16 protein-coding genes are annotated in these 18982 nt (G+C 68.9%); 8 read left to right on the top strand and 8 right to left on the bottom strand.

Translation table 11 applies throughout. From position 1 onward, the window contains the following. Positions 1-5: 5 nt before the first annotated feature. From V9K99_RS25955 to V9K99_RS25945, 3 genes are all read right to left on the bottom strand, one after another. Complete coding sequence (locus tag V9K99_RS25955) at positions 6-2378, bottom strand: DNA gyrase/topoisomerase IV subunit A (RefSeq protein ID WP_443137119.1); 2373 nt, start codon at positions 2376-2378, stop codon at positions 6-8. A gap of 210 nt (positions 2379-2588) precedes the next feature. Further along, positions 2589-4529, bottom strand: coding sequence for an FtsX-like permease family protein (locus V9K99_RS25950; protein ID WP_337004756.1), 1941 nt, complete (start codon positions 4527-4529; stop codon positions 2589-2591). Beyond that, positions 4526-5293: an ABC transporter ATP-binding protein gene (locus tag V9K99_RS25945; RefSeq protein ID WP_337004754.1), complete on the bottom strand. Its 768-nt coding sequence runs from the start codon at positions 5291-5293 to the stop codon at positions 4526-4528. Before V9K99_RS25945 ends, V9K99_RS25950 begins: the two co-directional genes overlap by 4 nt. A gap of 121 nt (positions 5294-5414) precedes the next feature. Here V9K99_RS25945 and V9K99_RS25940 point away from each other — a divergent pair, with 121 nt between their 5' ends. Genes V9K99_RS25940 through V9K99_RS25925 form a run of 4 tightly spaced genes read left to right on the top strand, consistent with a single transcriptional unit; the run spans position 5415 to position 8181 of the window. Continuing rightward, positions 5415-6677 carry a sensor histidine kinase gene (locus V9K99_RS25940; protein WP_337004752.1) on the top strand — a complete coding sequence of 421 codons (1263 nt, stop codon included), beginning with the start codon at positions 5415-5417 and terminating at the stop codon, positions 6675-6677. After that, positions 6659-7312 (top strand): response regulator transcription factor, encoded by a 654-nt coding sequence (locus tag V9K99_RS25935; protein ID WP_337004750.1) that lies wholly within the window; start codon positions 6659-6661, stop codon positions 7310-7312. Before V9K99_RS25940 ends, V9K99_RS25935 begins: the two co-directional genes overlap by 19 nt. A 29-nt stretch (positions 7313-7341) precedes the next feature. Beyond that, positions 7342-7746, top strand: a complete 405-nt coding sequence (locus V9K99_RS25930) for a CoA-binding protein (RefSeq protein ID WP_337004748.1) — start codon at positions 7342-7344, stop codon at positions 7744-7746. A gap of 12 nt (positions 7747-7758) precedes the next feature. Beyond that, positions 7759-8181, top strand: coding sequence for a TIGR03667 family PPOX class F420-dependent oxidoreductase (locus V9K99_RS25925; RefSeq protein ID WP_337004746.1), 423 nt, complete (start codon positions 7759-7761; stop codon positions 8179-8181). On the opposite strand, the gene V9K99_RS25920 is transcribed toward V9K99_RS25925, so the two are convergent. From V9K99_RS25920 to V9K99_RS25905, 4 genes are read right to left on the bottom strand one after another with little or no spacing between them, the layout of a single operon-like run. Continuing rightward, complete coding sequence (locus V9K99_RS25920) at positions 8178-8426, bottom strand: DUF2630 family protein (RefSeq protein ID WP_337004744.1); 249 nt, start codon at positions 8424-8426, stop codon at positions 8178-8180. The two genes, V9K99_RS25925 and V9K99_RS25920, sit on opposite strands and share 4 nt — an antisense overlap. Further along, the gene (locus V9K99_RS25915) at positions 8423-9190 is read right to left on the bottom strand and encodes an ABC transporter permease (protein ID WP_337004741.1); all 768 of its coding nucleotides are present in this window, start codon (positions 9188-9190) and stop codon (positions 8423-8425) included. The genes V9K99_RS25920 and V9K99_RS25915 overlap by 4 nt, the downstream gene beginning before the upstream one ends. 43 nt (positions 9191-9233) lie before the next feature. Next, entirely contained in the window at positions 9234-10934 is a 1701-nt protein-coding gene (locus V9K99_RS25910; RefSeq protein ID WP_337004739.1) for an AMP-binding protein, read from the bottom strand. A 10-nt stretch (positions 10935-10944) separates the two neighbouring features. Further along, entirely contained in the window at positions 10945-11997 is a 1053-nt protein-coding gene (locus tag V9K99_RS25905; protein WP_337004737.1) for an SLC13 family permease, read from the bottom strand. A gap of 35 nt (positions 11998-12032) precedes the next feature. On the opposite strand from V9K99_RS25905, the gene V9K99_RS25900 reads away from it, so the two are divergent. After that, positions 12033-14726 carry a bifunctional acetate--CoA ligase family protein/GNAT family N-acetyltransferase gene (locus tag V9K99_RS25900; RefSeq protein WP_337004735.1) on the top strand — a complete coding sequence of 898 codons (2694 nt, stop codon included), beginning with the start codon at positions 12033-12035 and terminating at the stop codon, positions 14724-14726. Between the two features lie 135 nt (positions 14727-14861). On the opposite strand, the gene V9K99_RS25895 is transcribed toward V9K99_RS25900, so the two are convergent. Beyond that, complete coding sequence (locus V9K99_RS25895; protein WP_337004733.1) at positions 14862-15374, bottom strand: DUF2087 domain-containing protein; 513 nt, start codon at positions 15372-15374, stop codon at positions 14862-14864. Between the two features lie 57 nt (positions 15375-15431). Here V9K99_RS25895 and V9K99_RS25890 point away from each other — a divergent pair, with 57 nt between their 5' ends. The 3 genes from V9K99_RS25890 to V9K99_RS25880 all read left to right on the top strand — a co-directional run bounded on the left by V9K99_RS25890 (position 15432) and on the right by V9K99_RS25880 (position 18976). Next, positions 15432-16511 carry a P1 family peptidase gene (locus tag V9K99_RS25890; RefSeq protein WP_337004731.1) on the top strand — a complete coding sequence of 360 codons (1080 nt, stop codon included), beginning with the start codon at positions 15432-15434 and terminating at the stop codon, positions 16509-16511. 108 nt (positions 16512-16619) lie between these two features. Continuing rightward, on the top strand, positions 16620-17330 hold the full coding sequence (locus V9K99_RS25885; RefSeq protein ID WP_337004729.1) for an ABC transporter ATP-binding protein: 711 nt from the start codon (positions 16620-16622) through the stop codon (positions 17328-17330). Then, complete coding sequence (locus V9K99_RS25880) at positions 17327-18976, top strand: FtsX-like permease family protein (RefSeq protein WP_337004727.1); 1650 nt, start codon at positions 17327-17329, stop codon at positions 18974-18976. Before V9K99_RS25885 ends, V9K99_RS25880 begins: the two co-directional genes overlap by 4 nt. The last annotated feature ends 6 nt before the right edge of the window (positions 18977-18982 follow it).

Below are 18982 nucleotides of genomic sequence, written 5' to 3'. Positions count from 1 at the left end.
GGGGGTCAGCCTGCCAGGTCGGGAGCGATTGCGGCGATGGGTTGGGCCACCGGCACGCCGGAGCCGTCGCGCCGCGGGTCGATCGGCGGCAGTTCCACCGGGGCGCCGCTGTTCGCGCTCGCCCGGACCGGGGCCGCACCGACGAATCCGAGCAGCAGCCCGTCCTCGCCCTTGAGCAGCCGTTGGCAGCGCACACCACCGGTGCCGCGGCCCTTGCCCGGGTACTCGCTGAACGGCGTCACCTTCACCGCACCGACCTCGGTCCCCGGCAGCGCCGACGACGAGCCCGCGACGGTGACGACCTGCGCCTCGCGGTTGGTGTCGACGGCACCGAAGAACACGACCTTCGCGTCCTTGGCCAGCCGGACGCCGGCCATACCGCCCGCCGTCCGGCCCTGCGGACGCACCGCCGACGCCGGGAAGTGCAGCAGTTGCGCGTCGGACGTGATGAAGCACAACTCCTCGTCGCCGGTGGTCAGCTCGACCGCGCCGATGACCTCGTCACCGTCGTTCAGCCGGACGATCTCCCACGCGTCGCGGTTGCTCAGGTGGTCCGGCACGACCCGCTTCACCACGCCACCCGTCGTGCCCAAGGCCACACCGATCGAGTCGGGATCCATCGTGGTCAGCGCGAGCGCCTTCTCACCAGGCTCCAGCGACACGAACTCCGCCACCGGCGCACCACCCTGCAGGTTCGGCGCGTTGGCAGTCGTCGGTACGGCGGGAAGGTCGAGCGACTCGAGCCGGATCAACCGGCCGGCGCTCGTGATCAGCCCGTACTGACCGCGGGCGGTGCTCTTCACCGCGGACACGATCGCGTCGTGCTTGGCCCGGGTGTCGCCGGTGCCGAACGGCTCCACACCGTTCGTCCGGGCGAGCAATCCGGTCGAGCTCATCAGCACCCAGCACGGGTCGTCGGAGACCTCGAGCGGCACGGCCGCGGTCTTGGTCGCGCCGGACGACTCCAGCAGCACGGTCCGCCGCGGCGTGCCGTAGGTCTTGGCGACCTCGGCCAGCTCCTCCGACACCGTCTTGCGGAGCAGGTTCTCGTCCTCGAGGATCGCGGTCAGCCGCTCGATCTCGCGCTCCAGCTCACCCTTCTCGGTCTCGAGCTCGAGCTTGGAGAACTTGGTCAGCCGGCGCAGCGGCATGTCGAGGATGTAGTTGGTCTGCACCTCGGTCAGGTCGTAGATCTCCATCAGCCGGGCGCGGGCGGCGGCGGCGTCATCGCTGCTGCGGATGATCTGGATGACCTCGTCGATGTCCAGGATCGCGATCAGCAGGCCGTCGACGATGTGCAGCCGGTCCTGGGCCTTCGTCCGGCGGAACTCGCTGCGCCGGCGGACGACGTCGTACCGGTGGCTGAGGTAGACCTCGAGGAGTTCCTTCAGGCCCAGGGTGCGCGGCTGGCCGTCGACCAGGCAGACATTGTTGACGTGGAACGCGTCCTCGAGCGGGGTCAGCTTGTACAGCTGCTCCAGCAGCGCCTCGGGGACGAAACCGTTCTTGACCTCGATCACCAGCTGGGTGCCGTGGCTGCGGTCGGTCAGGTCCTTGACGTCGGCGATGCCCTGCAGCTTCTTCGACTGGACCAGGGTCTTGATCTTCTCGATCACCTTCTCCGGACCGACCGAGTACGGCAGTTCGGTGATCACGATGCCCTTGCGCCGCGGGGTGACGTTCTCGATCCGGGCGGTGGCGCGCATCTTGAAGCTGCCGCGACCGGTGGCGTAGGCGTCCTTGATGCCGTCCAGGCCGACGATCTTGCCGCCGGTCGGCAGGTCCGGGCCGGGCACGAACCGCATCAGGTCGTCAAGGTCCGCGGTCGGGGTCTTGATCAGGTGCCGCAGCGCCTGGATCACCTCGACCAGGTTGTGCGGGGCCATGTTGGTGGCCATCCCGACCGCGATCCCGGCGGCGCCGTTGACCAGCAGGTTCGGGAACGCGGCCGGCAGCACCGACGGCTCCTGCTCCTGGCCGTCGTAGTTCGGCCGGAAGTCGACGACGTTCTCGTCCAGGCCCTGGGTCATCGCGATCGCGGACGGCGCCATCCGGCACTCGGTGTACCGCATCGCGGCGGGGCCGTCGTCGAGGGAGCCGAAGTTCCCGTGGCCGTCGATCAGCGGGACCCGCATCGACCAGGGCTGCGCGGTCCGGACCAGGGCGTCGTAGATCGCGCCGTCACCGTGCGGGTGGTACTTACCCATCACTTCACCGACCACACGGGCCGACTTCACGTGCGCGCGGTCGGGGCGGATGTTGTTCTCCGCCATCGAGAACAGGATCCGCCGCTGGACCGGTTTCAGTCCGTCCCGGGCGTCGGGCAGCGCCCGGGAGTAGATCACCGAGTAGGCGTACTCCAGATAGCTGGTACGCATCTCGTCGGAGACGTCGACGTCGAGGATGTGCTCCTCGAAGTCCTCGGGCTCGGCGGTGGTGCTGGTACGGCGTGCCATGCGGGTCTACGAACTCCTCGATCAAACCGGTACGGCGCCGCGACGGTCCGGCGCCGTGCCCATTGTCCCTGGTCAACGGCAGTTTGCCCGGCCACGACCCGCCATCCATGCCGAACCGTCACCACAACCGGTCTAGTCCACCGCTGCGGACGGTTGCGACCGGCGCAGGATGTACGACGTCGGGGCCAGAGCGGACCCTACCGCCAGGGTCAGACAGATTCCTCCGATACCCAGCAGCACACCCCACGGCACGGTCACGGGGACATCGGTCAGCCCGTCGTTCATGGCCCGCCGGATCAAGACCCCGACCGTGACTGTGATCGCCGTACCGAGGCTGAGGGCGACCGCGCCGACCAGGGACGCCTCCCACAGCACCATCCGGCGGATCTGCGCCGGCGTGGCTCCGAGCAGCCGCGAGGTGATGAACTCGTGCCGCCGCTGCAGACTGCCCATCAGCAGGGTGTTGGCGATCGCGATCGCACTGTAGAGCGCGGCCGGCCCGAGCAGCAGGATCAGTCCGAACCGGTTGCCCTCCCGGACGCCCTGGGCCTGTTCCGCCTCCCACTGAGTCGCCGGTACGGCGTTCGGCAGCTGGGTCACCAAGGTCGCAGGGTCAACGCCATCGGCGGGCAAGACGAACTGGCGGTCCGGCTGTGCCGTCGGAGCGTGTTTGCGGGCCAGCTCGAGCGGGATGAGGAACGACGGGTTCACGCCGAACGCGTCCTTGACGATCGCGACGACCTTCAGCTTGACCTCGGTCCGGTCCAGGAACGTCACCGGGATCTCGTCTCCGACCCGGTAGCCCTCGAACCCGGACATCTCTTTGCCGATGACAACAGTGTTGCCGGTGAGCCGGCCGATGTCCCCGGAGAGCGCGGTCAGGTCGCGGGTCCGGGTGGCGATCGCCGGGTCGATGCCCTCGGCGTCCTCGAGTTCGGCATAGTCCTGACCGATCCGCACCATCTGGAGCGGCAGTCCGGCATCGACTACGCCGACCCCTGGCGCCGAGCCGACGGCGTCGGGACCGGTGACCACGATCGGGGCGCGGACGGTGTCACGGATGGCGGCCTCGGCGCTGTCGGCGGCGAAGCTGAGGCTGAGCACCATCGACCCGGCGATCGCCGAGATCGCCAGGATCGGGGCCGCGAGCGACGCGCTGCGACGGGGAGCGGCGACGACATTGCTGCGCGCGAGCAAGCCCGACACCTTGGTCCACTCGGTGAGCGGTACCGCCCAGAGTCGGGCGATCCACGGCACGACCAGCGGCGCGAGCAGGGTCAGCGAGATCACGAGCAACATCGGCGTGAACATCGCCAGCGGCATCACGCCCTCGCCGGTCGACGGCCGGATCAGCGCCAGCAGAGTGATTGACCCGGCGAGGAAGAGCAGCCCGAAGACGATCCGCACCGGACCGATTCGCGGCGGCTCCAGCGCGGCCTCCCGCAGCGCGTCGATCGGCCCGACCCGCCCGGCACGACGCGCCGCCGACCGTGCACCGAGCATCGCCACCACCAGCCCGGCACAGACCGCGATCGCCAGCGGCACCCACGGCGAGGCCGGCTCGAGCTTCACCGGCGCAAGATCGGTGTACGACGCCTTGCTGAGCAGCAGCGGAGTCGCCAACTGGGCGAGCACCGCCCCGGTCAGCGCGGCCGCGAGTGCGACGACGAACGCTTCGCCGAGGACCATCCGCCGTACCTGCGAAGGTGTGGCGCCGATGAGGCGGAGCAGTCCGAGTTCCTGGCGCCGCGACGCGACTGCGAAGGCGAAGGTGCTGGCGATGACGAAGATCGTGATGAACCCGCTGATCGTGGCGACCAGGCTGAGGACGACCTGGAGTCCGGACGCGTCCGCGCCGGACAGCGGGAGGCGGACCTGCGTCGGTGCGGTGTCGTCACCGCCGAGCGTGGTGACGGTGATGCTCTCGGCGAGCGGGCCGCGGTAGGCGATGGTGGCGGCCGTGGCGGTGGCGGCGAGGCCGAGCAGGAACACGCCGACCGCCAGCGCGATGAACGAGCCGGCGTACAACGAACGGTTGCGGCCGACTGTCTGGCGGCTGAGGTAGAACATCATCGCTCCAACGAACTCATGGCCGCGGCGATCTGGGCCGGCGTACCGCGGTCGAGGTGACCTGCGATCAGGCCGTCGGACAGGAACAGCACCCGCTCGGCGTACGCGGCCGCGACCGGGTCGTGGGTGACCATCACCACGGTCTGACCTGCCCGGTCGGTTGCCTCACGCAACAGAGACAGCACTTGCCGGCTGGTCCCGCTGTCCAGCGCTCCGGTCGGTTCGTCGGCGAAGAACACCGACGGCCGGGTGATCAGCGCCCGCGCGATCGCGACCCGCTGCTGCTGTCCACCGGACAGTTCCGCGGGCCGCCGCTTGGCCTTGCCCTCCAACCCGACCTGCTCCAGCACCCGATGTACGTCGTTCCGGCTCGGGCGGCGACCGGTCAACCGCAGGGGGAGTGCGACGTTGTCGTAGACGGTGAGGGACGGCAGCAGGTTGTAAGCCTGGAAGACGAACCCCATCTCCTCCCGACGCAGCTTGGTGAGCGCGACCTCGTTGAGTCGACGCAGGTTCACCCCACCGAGTACGACGGTGCCGTCGGTGGGCTGGTCGAGTCCGGCCGCACATTGCAGCAGCGTGGACTTGCCGGAGCCGGACGGGCCCATGACGGCCGTGAACGAGCCTCGGTGGAAGTGGTACGTCACGCCTCGCAGCGCGTCGACCGCACCGGCCTTGGACCGGTAGGTCTTGGTGATGCCGTCCAGCAGCAGCGCCGGAGCTTCAGTCGGTACGACGGCTGGGTACGTCGGTGCGGTAGCGGTCATAACACCAGACAACCGGTGACCGCCTGTTTCCACCCTGGCCCACAGAGGAGACCTGGAGTAGCGCGCACGCTACCGTCCACCGGGCTGGCCGGGATCTAGGGTTGTCGACGTGGACAGACCTATGACGACCTGGGCGGCGATGGCGTCGCCGCGCTTCCTCGTGTCGTCCTGGCCGTGGCGCAGCTACGCGTACCTGCTCAGCTCGGTGCCGGTGGGTCTGGTGACCATCGGCGTACTGGGTGGGCTAGCGGCTGCCTGCGCGCTGTTGAGCCCGATCCTGATCGGGGTCGTGATGATCACGATGTTCCCGCTGATCGGGGTGGTGATCGGGCGAGTGGAGCGGTGGCGGGCCGGTCTCGTGCTGATCGACGGGATCAGCAGCCCGCACGCGAAGATGCCGGAGTCGCTGTCCCGGCGGGAGAAGCTGAAGTTCCGGCGGCGCGAGCAGGCGTCGCTGCGGGCGCTCGGGTACGGGTTCGTGCTGGGCGTGTTCATCTGGCCGCTGAGTGCTCTGTTCGCCGGCCTCAGCGTGACCATCCTCCTCACCACACTGGCTGCGCCGGTGATCGCTGACGGCGACCAGATGGGTATGGGGCCCTGGATCCTGGACAGCGCGCAGGAGGGGTTCATCTTCCTGCTGTGCTTCACGCCACCGTTCTACGCGGTCAGCTCCTACCTCCTCGGCGTTCTCGCCGGAGCTGAGGCGGCATTGACGAAGGCGATGCTGGGTCCGCGGCACGATGAACTGCAGCGGAACCTGGCCGAGCTGCGCCGGTCCCGGCTCGATCTGGTGGATGCGTTCGAGACCGAGCGGGCGCGAATCGAGCGGCACCTGCACGACGGCGTACAGCAGCGGTTGGTCGGCCTCACCATGACGCTCGGTCTGGCCGAGCTGGACCTACCCGACGGCGAAGGCAAGCGGCTGGTCGTGAAGGCGCACGGTGAGGCCGAGGCGGCGCTGGCGGACTTGCGGGAAGCAGTCCGGGGGATCCACCCGCGCGTGCTCGTCGACCATGGGCTGGAGGCCGCCGTACTGGAGGTGGCGGACCGGAGTCCGCTGCCGGTGCGGGTTCAGATGACGCTGCCGTCGCGTCTGCCGCCGCCGATCGAGGCGGCGGCGTACTTCGTCGTCAGTGAGGCGCTGTCGAATGTCGCCAAGCACGCACAGGCGACCAGTTGCGACGTGAGCGGGTGGGTCGAGCGTGACCGCCTGATCATTACGATCACCGATGACGGCGTCGGCGGTGCTCGGACGGGTGCGGGGACCGGACTCACCGGGTTGGTGACCCGGTTGGACGCCTTGGGAGGCACACTCGACATCGACAGCCCACCCGGTGGGCCGACTCGACTGAGGATGGAGTGCCCGTGCCGACTCGGCGACTGAGCATCGTGCTGGCCGAAGACTCACTGCTGCTGCGTGAGGGCCTGGCCAGCATCCTGGACCGCGCCGGCCACGAAGTACGGGACGCTGTCGGTGACGGGGACACGCTGCTGGCCGTCGTGCGCAAGGAACCGCCGGACATCGTGATCACCGACGTACGGATGCCGCCCGGGCACAGTGACGAAGGACTGCGGGCGGCGGCCGCGATCCGGGCCGAGCTGCCGTCGATCGGGATCCTGGTGCTGTCCCAGTACGTCGCCGACGCCTACCTCTCGTCGTTGCTCGAGACAACGACCGGCGGGATCGGGTACCTGCTGAAGGACCGGGTCGGGCATGTCGCGGAGTTCCTCGAGTCGCTCGACCGGGTCGCGGACGGCGGGACCGTGGTGGACCCGGAAGTGGTTCGGCAGCTACTGGCGCGGCGGCGGAACGACGGGCCGCTGTCGGCGCTCACGCCGCGCGAGCTGGAGGTGCTCGCGCTGATGGCGGAGGGCCGGGTGAACGCCTCGATCGCCGAGCAGTTGGTCGTCAGTGAGGCCGCCGTACGCAAGCATGTCGGCAACATCTTCGCCAAGCTCCGGCTGGACGACGGGCTCGATCGGCGGGTGAGCGCAGTACTGACGTATCTGCGCGGTTGAATCCTTGCGCGGCGAGGGAGGATCGACGCATGGACAGTGACATCCGGAAGATCCTCGCCGACTGCCAGACGTGGGCCGTGGTCGGGCTGTCGAACAACACCAGCCGGGCCGCGTACGGCGTGGCGCGGTTCCTGCAGGGGCACGGTAAGCGGATCGTGCCGGTGCATCCGTCGGCCGAGACAGTGCACGGCGAGCAGGGATACGCGACGCTCGCCGAGATCCCGTTCCCGGTGGACTGCGTGGACGTGTTCGTCCGGTCCGAGCTGGCCGGCGCCATCGCGGACCAGGCGGTGGGAATCAACGCGAAGGCGGTGTGGTTCCAGCTGGATGTAGTGGATCCGGAGGCCTACACGCGTACGACGGCCGCGGGGCTGACCATGGTGATGAACCGCTGCCCGGCGATCGAGTGGGGGCGCCTGGGTCCTGGTGACTGACGAAGGGCTCTGATGATCTCGATCGACACGTCCACCGATTTCGGCAAGCGGATCACGCGGCAGCTGGACGACGAGCGCGTTGTGTGGCTGACCACCGTCGGCAAGTCCGGAATGCCGGCGCCGAACCCGGTCTGGTTCCTCTGGTACGACGACCAGCTGCTGATCTGCAGTCAGCCGGACAAGGCCAAGCTGCACAACGTCGGCGCCAACCCGCGGGTGGCGCTCAACTTCAACGCCACCCACACCGGCGGCGACGTCGGCGTCATCTCCGGTACGGCGGTCATCGACGACAACCCGATCAGCGGTGGCGAGCTGTCGGCGTACAACGACAAGTACGCCGACGACATCGCCCGCCTCGGCATGACGAACGACCAGTTCCACGCCGACTACTCCGTGCTCATCCGCATCACCCCGGACAAGCTCCGGGGCTTCTAGCCCAGGTAGCCCTCGACGGTGCCGGCGGACCGGGGCTGGGCGTCGTCGGGGTTCTCGCCGAACTCACGCTTGGCGCGGCGTTGCCGGAGCAGGTCCCAGCACTGGTCGAGCTCGACCTCGAGCGCCTGCAGGCGGGCTCGCTCGTCCTCGTCGGCGACCTGTCCGGCGGCGTGCTTGGTACGCAGCTCGTGCTCCTCGGCGACCAACTCGTCGATCCGGCTGAACAGGCTCTTGTCATCACTCATGAGGAAACCGTACGCCCGTCGGGCAGGGGCGAGCGGGCTAGCAACTCCGTGATGGTCAGGATGGCCAGCGACTGGGCGGCGACGAGGCCGATCAGGACCACCAGTTGGAGTGCGGCGGCCTCGGTGGGCGAGGCTCCGCCGAGGACCATGCCGACGAACGCTCCGGGGAGCGAGACGAGGCCGACTGTCCGGGTCTGATCGAGTGCGGGCAGCAGCGCGTCACCGGCGACCGGCCCGACCACGAGTTTGAACGCGTCGCGCGGCAGCAGCCCGATCGTGAGTCCGGCCTCGAACTCGCCGTACCTGGTCCCGTACTCGCTCAGCACCCGCCGGCCGGCCAGTGTGGTGGCGGTCATGGTCCCGCCGATGATGATGCCGCCCATCGGCAGGATCGTGGCTGGGTTCCGCGGCACCACTCCGGGCAGGATGAGCAGCAGCAGTACGACGAACGCACCGGAGCCGATCGCAATCGCGCAGTACGCCCACTGCCGGGGAATCACCGCCGTCGAGCGGATCCGCCGAGTGCTGGTGAAGGTGGCCACGACGAACATCACCAGCACGAAGGCGATCGCCCCGAGCGTGTGCTGGAGCGCCGCGCCGACCACGAGACCCACCGCGGTGAGCTGCACGACAGCACGCAGCGCGGCCGTGACGATGCCTTTGTCATGCCGCAGACCGGCATACCGGGACGCACCGACACCGATCGCGATCAGTAGCGGCAGGACGACGATCGCCGCAAGCCCTAGCCCGGTGTCAAAAGACATCCGCCCATTTCAGCACGCAGGTCACCGGGCCCAGCGGCTTGACTCACCCTTCTTTGAAGTCTGCTTCGTCATAGGCGTGCTCGCCCCGCTCGGTTCTGGCCGCCTCGTCCTCGCGCAGTTCGACTCGGCGGATCTTGCCCGAGATGGTCTTCGGCAGCTCCGCGAACTCGATCCGCCGGATCCGCTTGTACGGCGCCAGGTGCTCCCGGCAGAACGCCAGGATCTCGCCGGCCAGCTCGCGCGACGGCTCACGTCCCGCGGCCAGTACGACGTACGCCTTCGGCACCGCGAGCCGGACCGGGTCCGGTGACGGCACGACGGCCGCCTCGGCTACCGCTGGATGCTCGATCAGCACCGACTCCAGCTCGAACGGGGAGATGCGGTAGTCGCTGGCCTTGAACACGTCGTCGGAGCGGCCGACGTACGTGATGTAGCCGTCCTCGTCACGGCTCGCGACGTCGCCGGTGTGGTAGTGACCACCGCGCATGACCTCGTCGGTCAGCTCACGGGCGTCGCGGTACCCGCGCATCAGCGGGACGGGCGCCGGCGCCAGCTCGATGCAGATCTCGCCGTCGTCGCCGATGTCGTCGGTCGACGGGTCGATCAGCACGATCGAGTAGCCGGGCAGCGGGCGGCCCATCGAGCCGAGTTTCACCGGTTGGCCGGGGGAATTGCCGATCTGGGCGGTCGTCTCGGTCTGCCCGTACCCGTCCCGGATGGTGATGCCCCACGCATTGCGGACCTGCTCGATCACCTCGGGGTTCAGCGGCTCACCGGCCGAGATGCATTCGCGGATCTGCACCTTCACCGCGGACAGATCGGCCTGGATGAGCATCCGCCAGACCGTCGGCGGCGCGCAGAAGGTGGTCACGCCGTACGTCTGAAGGACCTGCAGCATCTTCTCGGCGTCGAAGCGCGTGTAGTTGTAGAGGAAGACGGTCGCGCCCGCGTTCCACGGGGCGAACACGTTGCTCCACGAGTGCTTGGCCCAACCGGGGGACGAGACGTTGAGGTGGACGTCGCCGGGCTGGAGACCGATCCAGTACATGGTCGACAGGTGACCGACGGGGTAGCTGACGTGCGTGTGCTCGACCAGCTTCGGCTGGCTCGTCGTACCGGAGGTGAAGTAGAGGAGCAATGAGTCGTCCGCTGCCGTGTCGACCTCAGGCACTGGACCGTCATACGACGCCGACTCGTCGAAATCGAGCCAACCCTCAACTGGCGAGCCGACGGCGACGCGGATGCAGTGGTCGGCGATACCGGCGTACCTGCCGGTGTCCGCGCTGCCGGTGACCACGGCCCGTACGCCGCCGCGTTCGATCCGGTCCGCGAGGTCGGCGTCGGTGAGCAGCGTGGTCGCGGGGATCATCACCGCGCCGGCCCGGATACAGCCGAGCATCGTCTCCCACAGCGGCACCGTGTTGCCGAGCACGATCAGGACCCGGTCACCCGGTTGCAGCCCGGCCTCGGTGAGCCAGCCGGCCACCTGACGGGATCGCTCGGCCATCTCCGCGTACGTCCGGGCGTTGACCTCGCCGTCCTCCTCGACGATGGTCAGCGCCGCGACCTCGGGCTGCTCGACCGCGAGCGCGTCGAACCAGTCCCGCGCCCAGTTGAACCGGTCGAACTGCGGCCAGTTGAAGTCCCGGTACGCCGTCTCGTAGTCCTCCCGGTGGGCCACCAGGAAGTCCCGTGCTTCCCGGAACTCGCGCGTGACGTCCGAAGTGCTCTGCTCCGTAGCCATGCTGCGCACATTACCCACCCAGCGCGAGGACGGATCCCGCCACGACGAGCGGTGTCAGGATCAGGCCGCGCCAGAGGAACGACCACCAGGAGATGTCGACCCGAGCGGCGTCGCAGCGATCGCGCCACAGCAGGGTGGCGAGGGAGCCCCAGAGGGTGAGCAGACAGCCGCAGTTCACGCCGATCAGGAGCGCCATCATGCGGTGTGGGTCGCTCGAAGCGACCGGTTCCATCGCCAGGTACGCCGGGAGGTTGTCGGCCAGGTTCGCGCCGAGTGCCGCGGTGGCGCTCAACCGCAGCTCGGAGGACGCGCCCGCGATCCGGCTGAGAATGGTCTGGAGACCGTGATCGGACAGAAAACCGACAACGAGGAACAGCCCGACGACGGTCACGACCAGCTTCGCCGGGATCAGAGACCACCGCAGCGCGCTCCGCCGCCGGACCGCGAACAACGCTGTCAGCAGGATCGCGCCCACAGCGGCCGGCCAGGCCACGTCGATCCCTGAGACGAACGCGGGTCCGAGCAGCACGCACACCGCCGCCGAGCCCCAGAACAGCACCTTGTCGTCCACGTGAGGAGTCGGCGGTACGACGTACGTCCGGCGCAGATCGCGATGGAACAGAACTGCCAGCACGCCGACCGTGATCAGGATCGAGGCGATCGCCGGTCGCCGGCTGACCGCGATGAAGCTGGCGTCGAGGCTGCGGAACTGGTGCAAGGCGAGCAGGTTGGTGAGGTTCGAGACCGGGAGCAGCAATGAGGCGGTGCCGGCCAGCCAGACGGTGGTGAACGCGAACAGTTTCGGCGGGATGTCGAGCTGCCGCGCCATCGCGAGCACGACCGGGGTCAGCAGCACTGCGCAGGTGTCCAGAGACAGGACGATCGTCAGCCCGGTGGCGAGCGCGACCACGAGCAGCCAGAGCCGCCAGACCCGTCCGCGGGCCAGGTGAGCGGCCTCACGCGCGGTGACGTCGAAAACTTTCGCCTCGTCGGCCAGCTCGGCGATGACGGTCACTGCGACCAAGAACACCAGAACCGGTGCGATCCGCTCGACCAAATTCACGATCTCCCGTCGGGTTGGTTGAGTACGCTGGCCGGGTGACACCGCCGGAGCAGGAGACCCCAGCCGGTTACCCGGCCGAGTTCGAGGCGGACGTCGTACTGCGGGACGGCGCTACCGCACATCTTCGGCCGATCACCGCGGACGACGCCGACCTGCTGGTCGCGTTCTACGCCCGGGTGTCCGAACAATCGAAGTACTACCGGTTCTTTGCCCCGTATCCACAACTGTCGGACCGGGATGTGGCGAGGTTCACGCAGGTGGACTACCACGACCGGCTGGCACTGATCGTCACTGTCGGCAACGAGATGATCGGCGTCGGGCGGTACGAGCGGACCGGGCGCCGGACCGCGGAGGTCGCGTTCCTGATCGAGGACGCGCACCAGGGCCGCGGCCTCGGTCAGTTGCTGCTCGAGCACCTCGCCCAGGCCGCCCGGGAGAACGGGATCACCCAGTTCGTCGCCGAGGTGCTGCCCGACAACCGGAAGATGATCACCGTCTTCACCGAGGCCGGATACAAGGTCGCGCGGGAGTTCGAGGACGGCGTGATCATGGTCGAGTTCGACATCGCGCCGACCGATACGTCGTTCGGCGTGATGCAGGCGCGGGAGCAGCGGTCGGAGGCGCTGTCGATCGCCCGGCTGCTGGCCCCGTCGAGTGTCGCGGTGATCGGCGCCAGCCGGCGGGAGGGGACGATCGGCAACGCGCTGCTGCGCAATCTCCGCGACGGCGGTTTCACCGGTCGCCTGTACGCCGTGAACACCGATACCGACGCGGACGAGATCGAGGGTGTTCCGGCGTACCCGACGATCCGGGACGTGGACGACACGGTCGATCTGGCCGTGGTCGCCGTACGGGCCGAGATGGTGGCCGATGTGGTCCTGGACTGCGCGGCCAAAGGGGTTCGCGGGTTGGTCGTGGTGTCGAGCGGGTTCGCGGAGATCGGGGACGAGGGGCGGAAGCGGCAGCGGTACCTGGCCGGGCTGGCCCGGTCGTACGGGATGCGGGTGATCGGGCCGAACGCGCTCGGGGTGATCAACACCGCAGCCGGGGTGTCGTTGAACGCGACGCTCTCGCCGTTGATGCCGAGCCGGGGCCGGGTGGCGTTCTTCTGCCAGTCGGGTGCGCTCGGGGTGCCGATCCTGGCCGACATGGTGCGGCGTGGCCTCGGGCTGTCGACTTTCGTGTCGGCGGGTAACCGGGCCGATGTCTCGGGCAACGACCTGATGCAGTTCTGGTACTCCGACGAGTCGACCGAGGTCGTGCTGCTGTATCTGGAGTCGCTGGGCAACCCGCGCAAGTTCAGCCGGGTGGCGCGTCGACTGGCCGGCCGCAAGCCGGTGGTCGCGCTCAAGTCGGGCCGGGCCACCCAAGGTGTGCCGCTCGGTCAGATGGTCCGGCGCAGCCACTTGCCGCCAGCAACGATCGACTCGATGTTCCGGCAGAGCGGGCTGATCGGAGTCGACACGAACGGTGAGCTGTTCGACGTCGCCCAGCTGCTCGCACACCAGCCGCTGCCGAAGGGGCGGCGGGTAGCGGTCGTCAGCAACTCGGACGCGCTGACGCTGCTTGCGCTCGACACGATGGCCGGCTGCGGGCTGGACGTCGCGGGGGAGCCGCGCAACCTCAGCCCGGACGCCAGTGCCGAGGATTTCGGTACGGCGTTGTCGGAGGTGTTCGCCGACGACCGGGTGCACTCGGTCGTGGTGATCTACACGCCACCGGTCCAGTCGAACGGTGCCGAGGTCGCCCGAGTCGTCGCCGCTGCGGCCGCGGGATCGGACAAGCCTGTCGTGTCGACCTTCCTCGCGTCGCGCAGCGTGCCTGAGGCGCTCCGGGTGCCGGATGCGGAAGGTGGTGCCGCGCGTGGCTCGATTCCGTCGTTCCTGAACCCGCAGTACGCCGTGGGTGCGTTGGCCAAGGCGACGCAGTACGCCGAGTGGCGGCGCCAGTCGGACAGCGGGATCCCCGACCTGCCCGACGTCGACACCCGGGCGGCGGAGGACTTCGTCGCGCAGTACCTGCAGGAGCACCCGAACGGCGCCGACCTAAACGACGAAGACCGGCAGGTGCTGCTCAGCCTCTACGGGATCCCGGTGCTCCCGGCGTTCCCGGTGCAGAGCGCCGACGAGGCGGTCGAGCGGGCCGCGGATCTCGGTTTCGAGGTGATCTTGAAGGCGACAGCCGAGCAGTGGCGGATGCGTCCGGACCTGGCCGACATCTGGCGGCACATCCACGACGAGGACGACATGCGCGAGGCCTGGGACGAGATGACGCGGACCTTTGGTGTCGCCTCCGACCCGAGTCGCGCGCAGTTCGTCGTACAGAAGATGGCACCGCCGGGTGTGCCGGTGGTGATCTCGGCGCTGGAGGACGTGTCGTTCGGTCCGGTGGTGACGTTCGGCCTGTCCGGTGTCGCCACCGATCTGCTGGGCGACCGCTCGTACCGGATGCCGCCGCTCACCACCCGCGACGCCGCCGAGATGGTCGGCGAGGTCCGGGCGGCGCCGCTGCTCTACGGCTATCGCGGCACCGACCCGGTCGACATCCCCGCGATCGAGAACCTCCTGCACCGGGTCTCCCGCCTGACCCTCGACCTCGAGGAGGTCGTCAAACTCGACCTCCGCTCAGTCCTCGTCGCCGCCCAAGGCGCCACCGTCCTCGACACCGCCATCCGCATCGCCCCCAACGAGAAGCCCCGTCAGGACACCCCGGCCCGGCGTCTCACCTGACCCCGCATCAGCTCGCCACTGAAGCCACCGTGCGGCGATTCATCGAGTGGAAGGAGTTGGCTGCCGGCAAGCGCTTGTCGCCAGCACGGTGGTCGCACTCGATGCCCGATCGGGTTCAGGCGGGCTCAGGCGGGCTCAGGCGGGGCGGGTGTAGATGGAGTTGGCGCGGGTGAGGAGGCGGGCGTCGACTAATTCGCGGCGGAGGGCGGCGTGGTCGGGGTGCCAGTGGTTGAGGATTTCGTTGACCTCGGACTCGGGGTAGCTGCGGCCGGGCTCGAAGCTGGTGACGATGTGCTCGAGGACGATGCGGAACTTGGCCGGGACGGTCGGGAAGATCGTCAGGCGGCCGTCGCGGATGAAGGATCTGAGGACGGCGTCGCGGTCCGGATCCGGATCGAGTGGCTGCCGCTCCGGACGACCTTCGCGTACGGCGTCCTTGAACGCGGCCTCGTCAGCCCGGAGACCGTCGGTGCCGGAGGTGATCAGGCCGCCTTTGCTCAAGCGCTGCAGGGCTTTGACGACGGTGGCCGCTGGCAGTCCGGTGCTCCCGGCAACCTGCTCGGGAGTGGTGGCGCCGAGGACCACCGCGGAGTACGTCCGCAACCTCGCCGGTTCAGCCAACAGACCACAGAGCAGATCAGCGTTCATGCCATCCAAGCTAGTGTCCGCCGCAACCGGATTTCGGCGGGATGCTAGACAGTGCGCATGACGATGACGCCGGGTCCGCGCAATGCGATCACTGATGTTCCTGGGGTGTTGGTGGGGCAGGTGGAGCGGGTGGATACGCCGTACCTGACGGGGACGACGGTGGTTCACGTGCCTGGTACGGCGGTGGCCGGAGTGGATGTGCGCGGGGGAGCGCCGGGGACACGGGAGACGGATCTGCTCGACCCGGTGAACTCGAATGCGGGTGCCAACGCGGTCGTGCTGACCGGTGGGAGCGCGTACGGGCTCGACACCGCGGGGAGTGTGATGCGATGGCTCGAGGAGCGCGGTGAAGGTGTGCGGGTCGGGCCGGGGGAGCGGGACGTCGTACCGATCGTGCCGACCGCGGTGATCTTCGACCTCGGCCGCGGCGGTGAGTTCACGGCACGGCCCGACGCATCCTGGGGTGCTGACGCGATCGCCGCCGCGTCCGACGGTCCTGTTGCCCTCGGCAACCATGGTGCCGGAGCCGGTGCCCGGGCGCGGTCGCTCAAGGGCGGCGTCGGCTCGGCCAGCGTCCGGTTGGAGGACGGTACGACGGTCGGCGCGCTGGTGATCGTGAACGCGGCCGGCTCGACCGTGGACACCGAGGGGCGGCTGTACGGCGCGCGGTTCGGCCTCGGCGACGAGTTCTCGTTCCTGCGCACCCCGACCGACCAGCCGGCCCTCGTCGTACCCGGGCGGAACCTGATCCCCGGCCCGAGTTCGGGGATGAACACCGTGATCGCGGTGCTCGCGACCGACGTACCGCTGGACAAGGCGGCGACGAAGCGGATGGCGATGATCGCGCACGACGGGCTGGCCCGGGCGATCGACCCGATCCACACGCTGGTCGACGGCGACAGCATCTTCGCGCTGTCGACCCGCATCCCCGACGACGACCGGCCCCGGCTCAGCGTCACCGACACGGCGGCCCTCGGCCAACTGGAGACGCTCTACACGGCCGGAGCCCGGACGCTGTCCCGCGCGGTTGTCCACGCGATGCTCAACGCGGAGACCGTCGAGACCCCGTCCGGCCCCATCCTGAGCTACCGCGACGCCTTCCCGTCGGCGTTCCCGTCAACCTTCCGGACCGACTGACGTACGACCCCAGTACTACGACAACGCGACGAGGGACTCCGGAAGGCGACGCGAGGACCGGTCCGTGGGCCGACGATCCTTCGAGCGTGTCGCGAAAAGCTCGGGAGCATGAACTTCCAGAGTCCCCAACTCACGCAACAGCGGGTCGTCCTCAGCGGTCACGGCCTGGTCAAGTACTACGGCGACGTCGTCGGTCTGGCCGGCGTGGATGTCGCCGTACGGTCAGGTGAAGCTCTGGCCGTCATGGGCCCGAGCGGCAACGGCAAGACCACGCTTCTCCATGTCCTAGCCGGCATCCTCACCCCGGACCAGGGCGAGGTCTGGCTGGCCGGTGAGCGTGTCGATCAGCTGAACGACGCCGCCCGGACGGTCCTGCGGCGTCGCCGGCTCGGGTTCGTCTTCCAGGACAACCAACTCCTCGCCGAACTGCCCGCCGACGAGAACGTCGCGCTGCCCTTGATGGTCGACGGGGTGAGCCGCCGCGATGCGATCGGCCGCGCCCGGATGATGCTCGCCCAGGTCGGCCTGTCCGCCGAGGCCGGTCGCCGTCCGGGCGAGCTGTCCGGCGGTCAGGCACAGCGTGTCGCGATCGCGCGAGCCCTGGTCGGCGAGCCGCAGGCCGTCTTCGCCGACGAACCCACCGGCGCACTCGACGCCGCGACAGGTGCCCACGTCATCGACCTGCTCGTCGGCGCCGCCACGCATCGCGGTGCCGCCGTCGTTGTCGTCACCCACGACAACGCTGTCGCCGCCCGCTGCCACCGAGTGGTGCGAATCGTCGACGGCCGCGTGAGCGAGTCGCACGGAGCCGACCGATGAACCCGATGACCGATCTCGGACTGCGGTTCGTCCGTCGTCCCGGCCCAGGCGGCCGCGCGGCCAACCTCGCCGCTCTCGGTGCGACCGCCGTCGTCGCGCTCCTTGTCACGTTCCTGATCGCCGGGTCTCTCGGCCTGGTCCACCGCTCGGACCGGATCGGCTGGCGCTCGGCCGACAAGGCTGACCCCGCGACCGCGATAGGTGCGATCAACCAGGACGACGAGCAGAAGGTCGATGGCCTCCCGATGCTGCGCGTTGACCTCGCGACCCTGCGACCCAACGCGCTCCCGCCACCGCCGGGTCTCGACCACACTCCGAAGGCCGGCGAGGTCTTCGTCTCGCCAGAGCTCGCCAAGCACTGGTCCAGCCTCAGCAAGCAGTACGGCGTCGAGCAGCCGACCGGCGTGATCAGCGACAAGGGCTTGTCCTCCCCGGAGGAGCTGGTCCTCATACGGGGTGTCGCGCCCAGCGCGGTGGGGGAACACCCGCAGTACGTCGCCAGTTGGCGTGAGAACGTCATGGACAGCCGCATGGTCGGTCTGCTGATCGCAGTTGCCTTTGGCATCGCACTCGTGCTGTTCCCACTGCTCAGCCTCGTTGGTCAGGCTGCAGGCGTAGCGGCCATGCGTCGTGAACACCGTCTGGCTGCTCTGCGGCTCGCAGGTGCCACCAGGACCCAGGTGCTGTGGTTGAGCTCGGTGGAGCAAGCAGTCCTTGGTCTGGCCGGTGCAGTTGTCGGTCTCGTCGGCTACACCGTCCTGACTCCGCTGATCGCGCGCATCCCCTTGGGTGGTGGTCGGTGGTTCGTGCACGACATCACGGTCAGCTGGTGGAACGTGCTCGTCGTACTGGCCGCCGTACCGATCCTGTCGGTCATCAGCGCGTTGATCGGGCTCGGCCGGGTCAGCATCACCCCGCTGGGCGTCGTACGTGGTCAGACTCGCAAGGCGACCAGTGCGCTGCGCCTCGGGCTGCTGGCGATTGGACCAATCGTGCTTGCGTACTACGGCATGCAGGCTGCCCTTCTCCCTTTGCTGATCGGGATTGGTATGGCTGCGCTCGCCGTACGAGTGATCGGACCCTGGGTGGTGCAGGTGATCGGCAAGACGCTGGCGAACCTGGCGAACGGTCCGGTTGCCCTGCTGGCCGGGCGACGACTCGCTGACGATCCGAAGGGTGCGTTCCGGCCGGTGGCGGCGCTGGTGCTGAGTGGCTTCGTCACCGGATTCATCTCAGTGTTCATGCCGTCAGGGGACGACGATCCGACGTTCCAGGACCTGCGTATCGGGGTGGCGCTGCTTCTGACACTGGTGTTCATGACTGTGGCCGCCTCGACCGCGGCTGGAGCAGTTGGTACGGCGCTGGACCAAGCCGCTCCCGCACGTGCGCTACGGCGGTCCGGGGTGCCGTTGTCAGTAATCGAACGGTCGGCCCGGCTGGCGGCCGTCGTACCTGTGATCGGCGCCGGACTGCCCGTGGTCGGGTTCGGAGCGCTGTGTGGGCTCGCGTTGAGCGGCGGAAAGATCATCACGGAGGGGAATTCCGGCGTTCTGCTGCTGATCGGACAGATCGTCGCCGGGCTCGTGCTGGTCGCCGTCGCGGGCGCTGCCGGGGCGCCGGTGCTGCGGAAGGCAAGTGCGAACTGATCGCGG

The sequence above is a fragment of the Kribbella sp. CCNWLW201 genome (genome assembly GCF_037203805.1).
Taxonomy (GTDB): domain Bacteria; phylum Actinomycetota; class Actinomycetes; order Propionibacteriales; family Kribbellaceae; genus Kribbella.
Note: the sequence above shows the minus strand (reverse complement) of the source record. Positions and strands in the feature narration are given on the sequence as shown.

Bases quoted from the DNA above. Each gene is read 5' to 3' on its own strand.
- V9K99_RS25955 (WP_443137119.1), bottom strand. From the start codon at position 2,378: ATGCGTACCAGCTATCTGGAGTACGCCTACTCGGTGATCTACTCCCGG.
- V9K99_RS25950 (WP_337004756.1), bottom strand. From the start codon at position 4,529: ATGATGTTCTACCTCAGCCGCCAGACAGTCGGCCGCAACCGTTCGTTG.
- V9K99_RS25945 (WP_337004754.1), bottom strand. From the start codon at position 5,293: ATGACCGCTACCGCACCGACGTACCCAGCCGTCGTACCGACTGAAGCT.
- V9K99_RS25940 (WP_337004752.1), top strand. From the start codon at position 5,415: ATGACGACCTGGGCGGCGATGGCGTCGCCGCGCTTCCTCGTGTCGTCC.
- V9K99_RS25930 (WP_337004748.1), top strand. From the start codon at position 7,342: ATGGACAGTGACATCCGGAAGATCCTCGCCGACTGCCAGACGTGGGCC.
- V9K99_RS25925 (WP_337004746.1), top strand. From the start codon at position 7,759: ATGATCTCGATCGACACGTCCACCGATTTCGGCAAGCGGATCACGCGG.
- V9K99_RS25920 (WP_337004744.1), bottom strand. From the start codon at position 8,426: ATGAGTGATGACAAGAGCCTGTTCAGCCGGATCGACGAGTTGGTCGCC.
- V9K99_RS25915 (WP_337004741.1), bottom strand. From the start codon at position 9,190: ATGTCTTTTGACACCGGGCTAGGGCTTGCGGCGATCGTCGTCCTGCCG.
- V9K99_RS25910 (WP_337004739.1), bottom strand. From the start codon at position 10,934: ATGGCTACGGAGCAGAGCACTTCGGACGTCACGCGCGAGTTCCGGGAA.
- V9K99_RS25895 (WP_337004733.1), bottom strand. From the start codon at position 15,374: ATGAACGCTGATCTGCTCTGTGGTCTGTTGGCTGAACCGGCGAGGTTG.
- V9K99_RS25890 (WP_337004731.1), top strand. From the start codon at position 15,432: ATGACGATGACGCCGGGTCCGCGCAATGCGATCACTGATGTTCCTGGG.
- V9K99_RS25885 (WP_337004729.1), top strand. From the start codon at position 16,620: ATGAACTTCCAGAGTCCCCAACTCACGCAACAGCGGGTCGTCCTCAGC.
- V9K99_RS25880 (WP_337004727.1), top strand. From the start codon at position 17,327: ATGAACCCGATGACCGATCTCGGACTGCGGTTCGTCCGTCGTCCCGGC.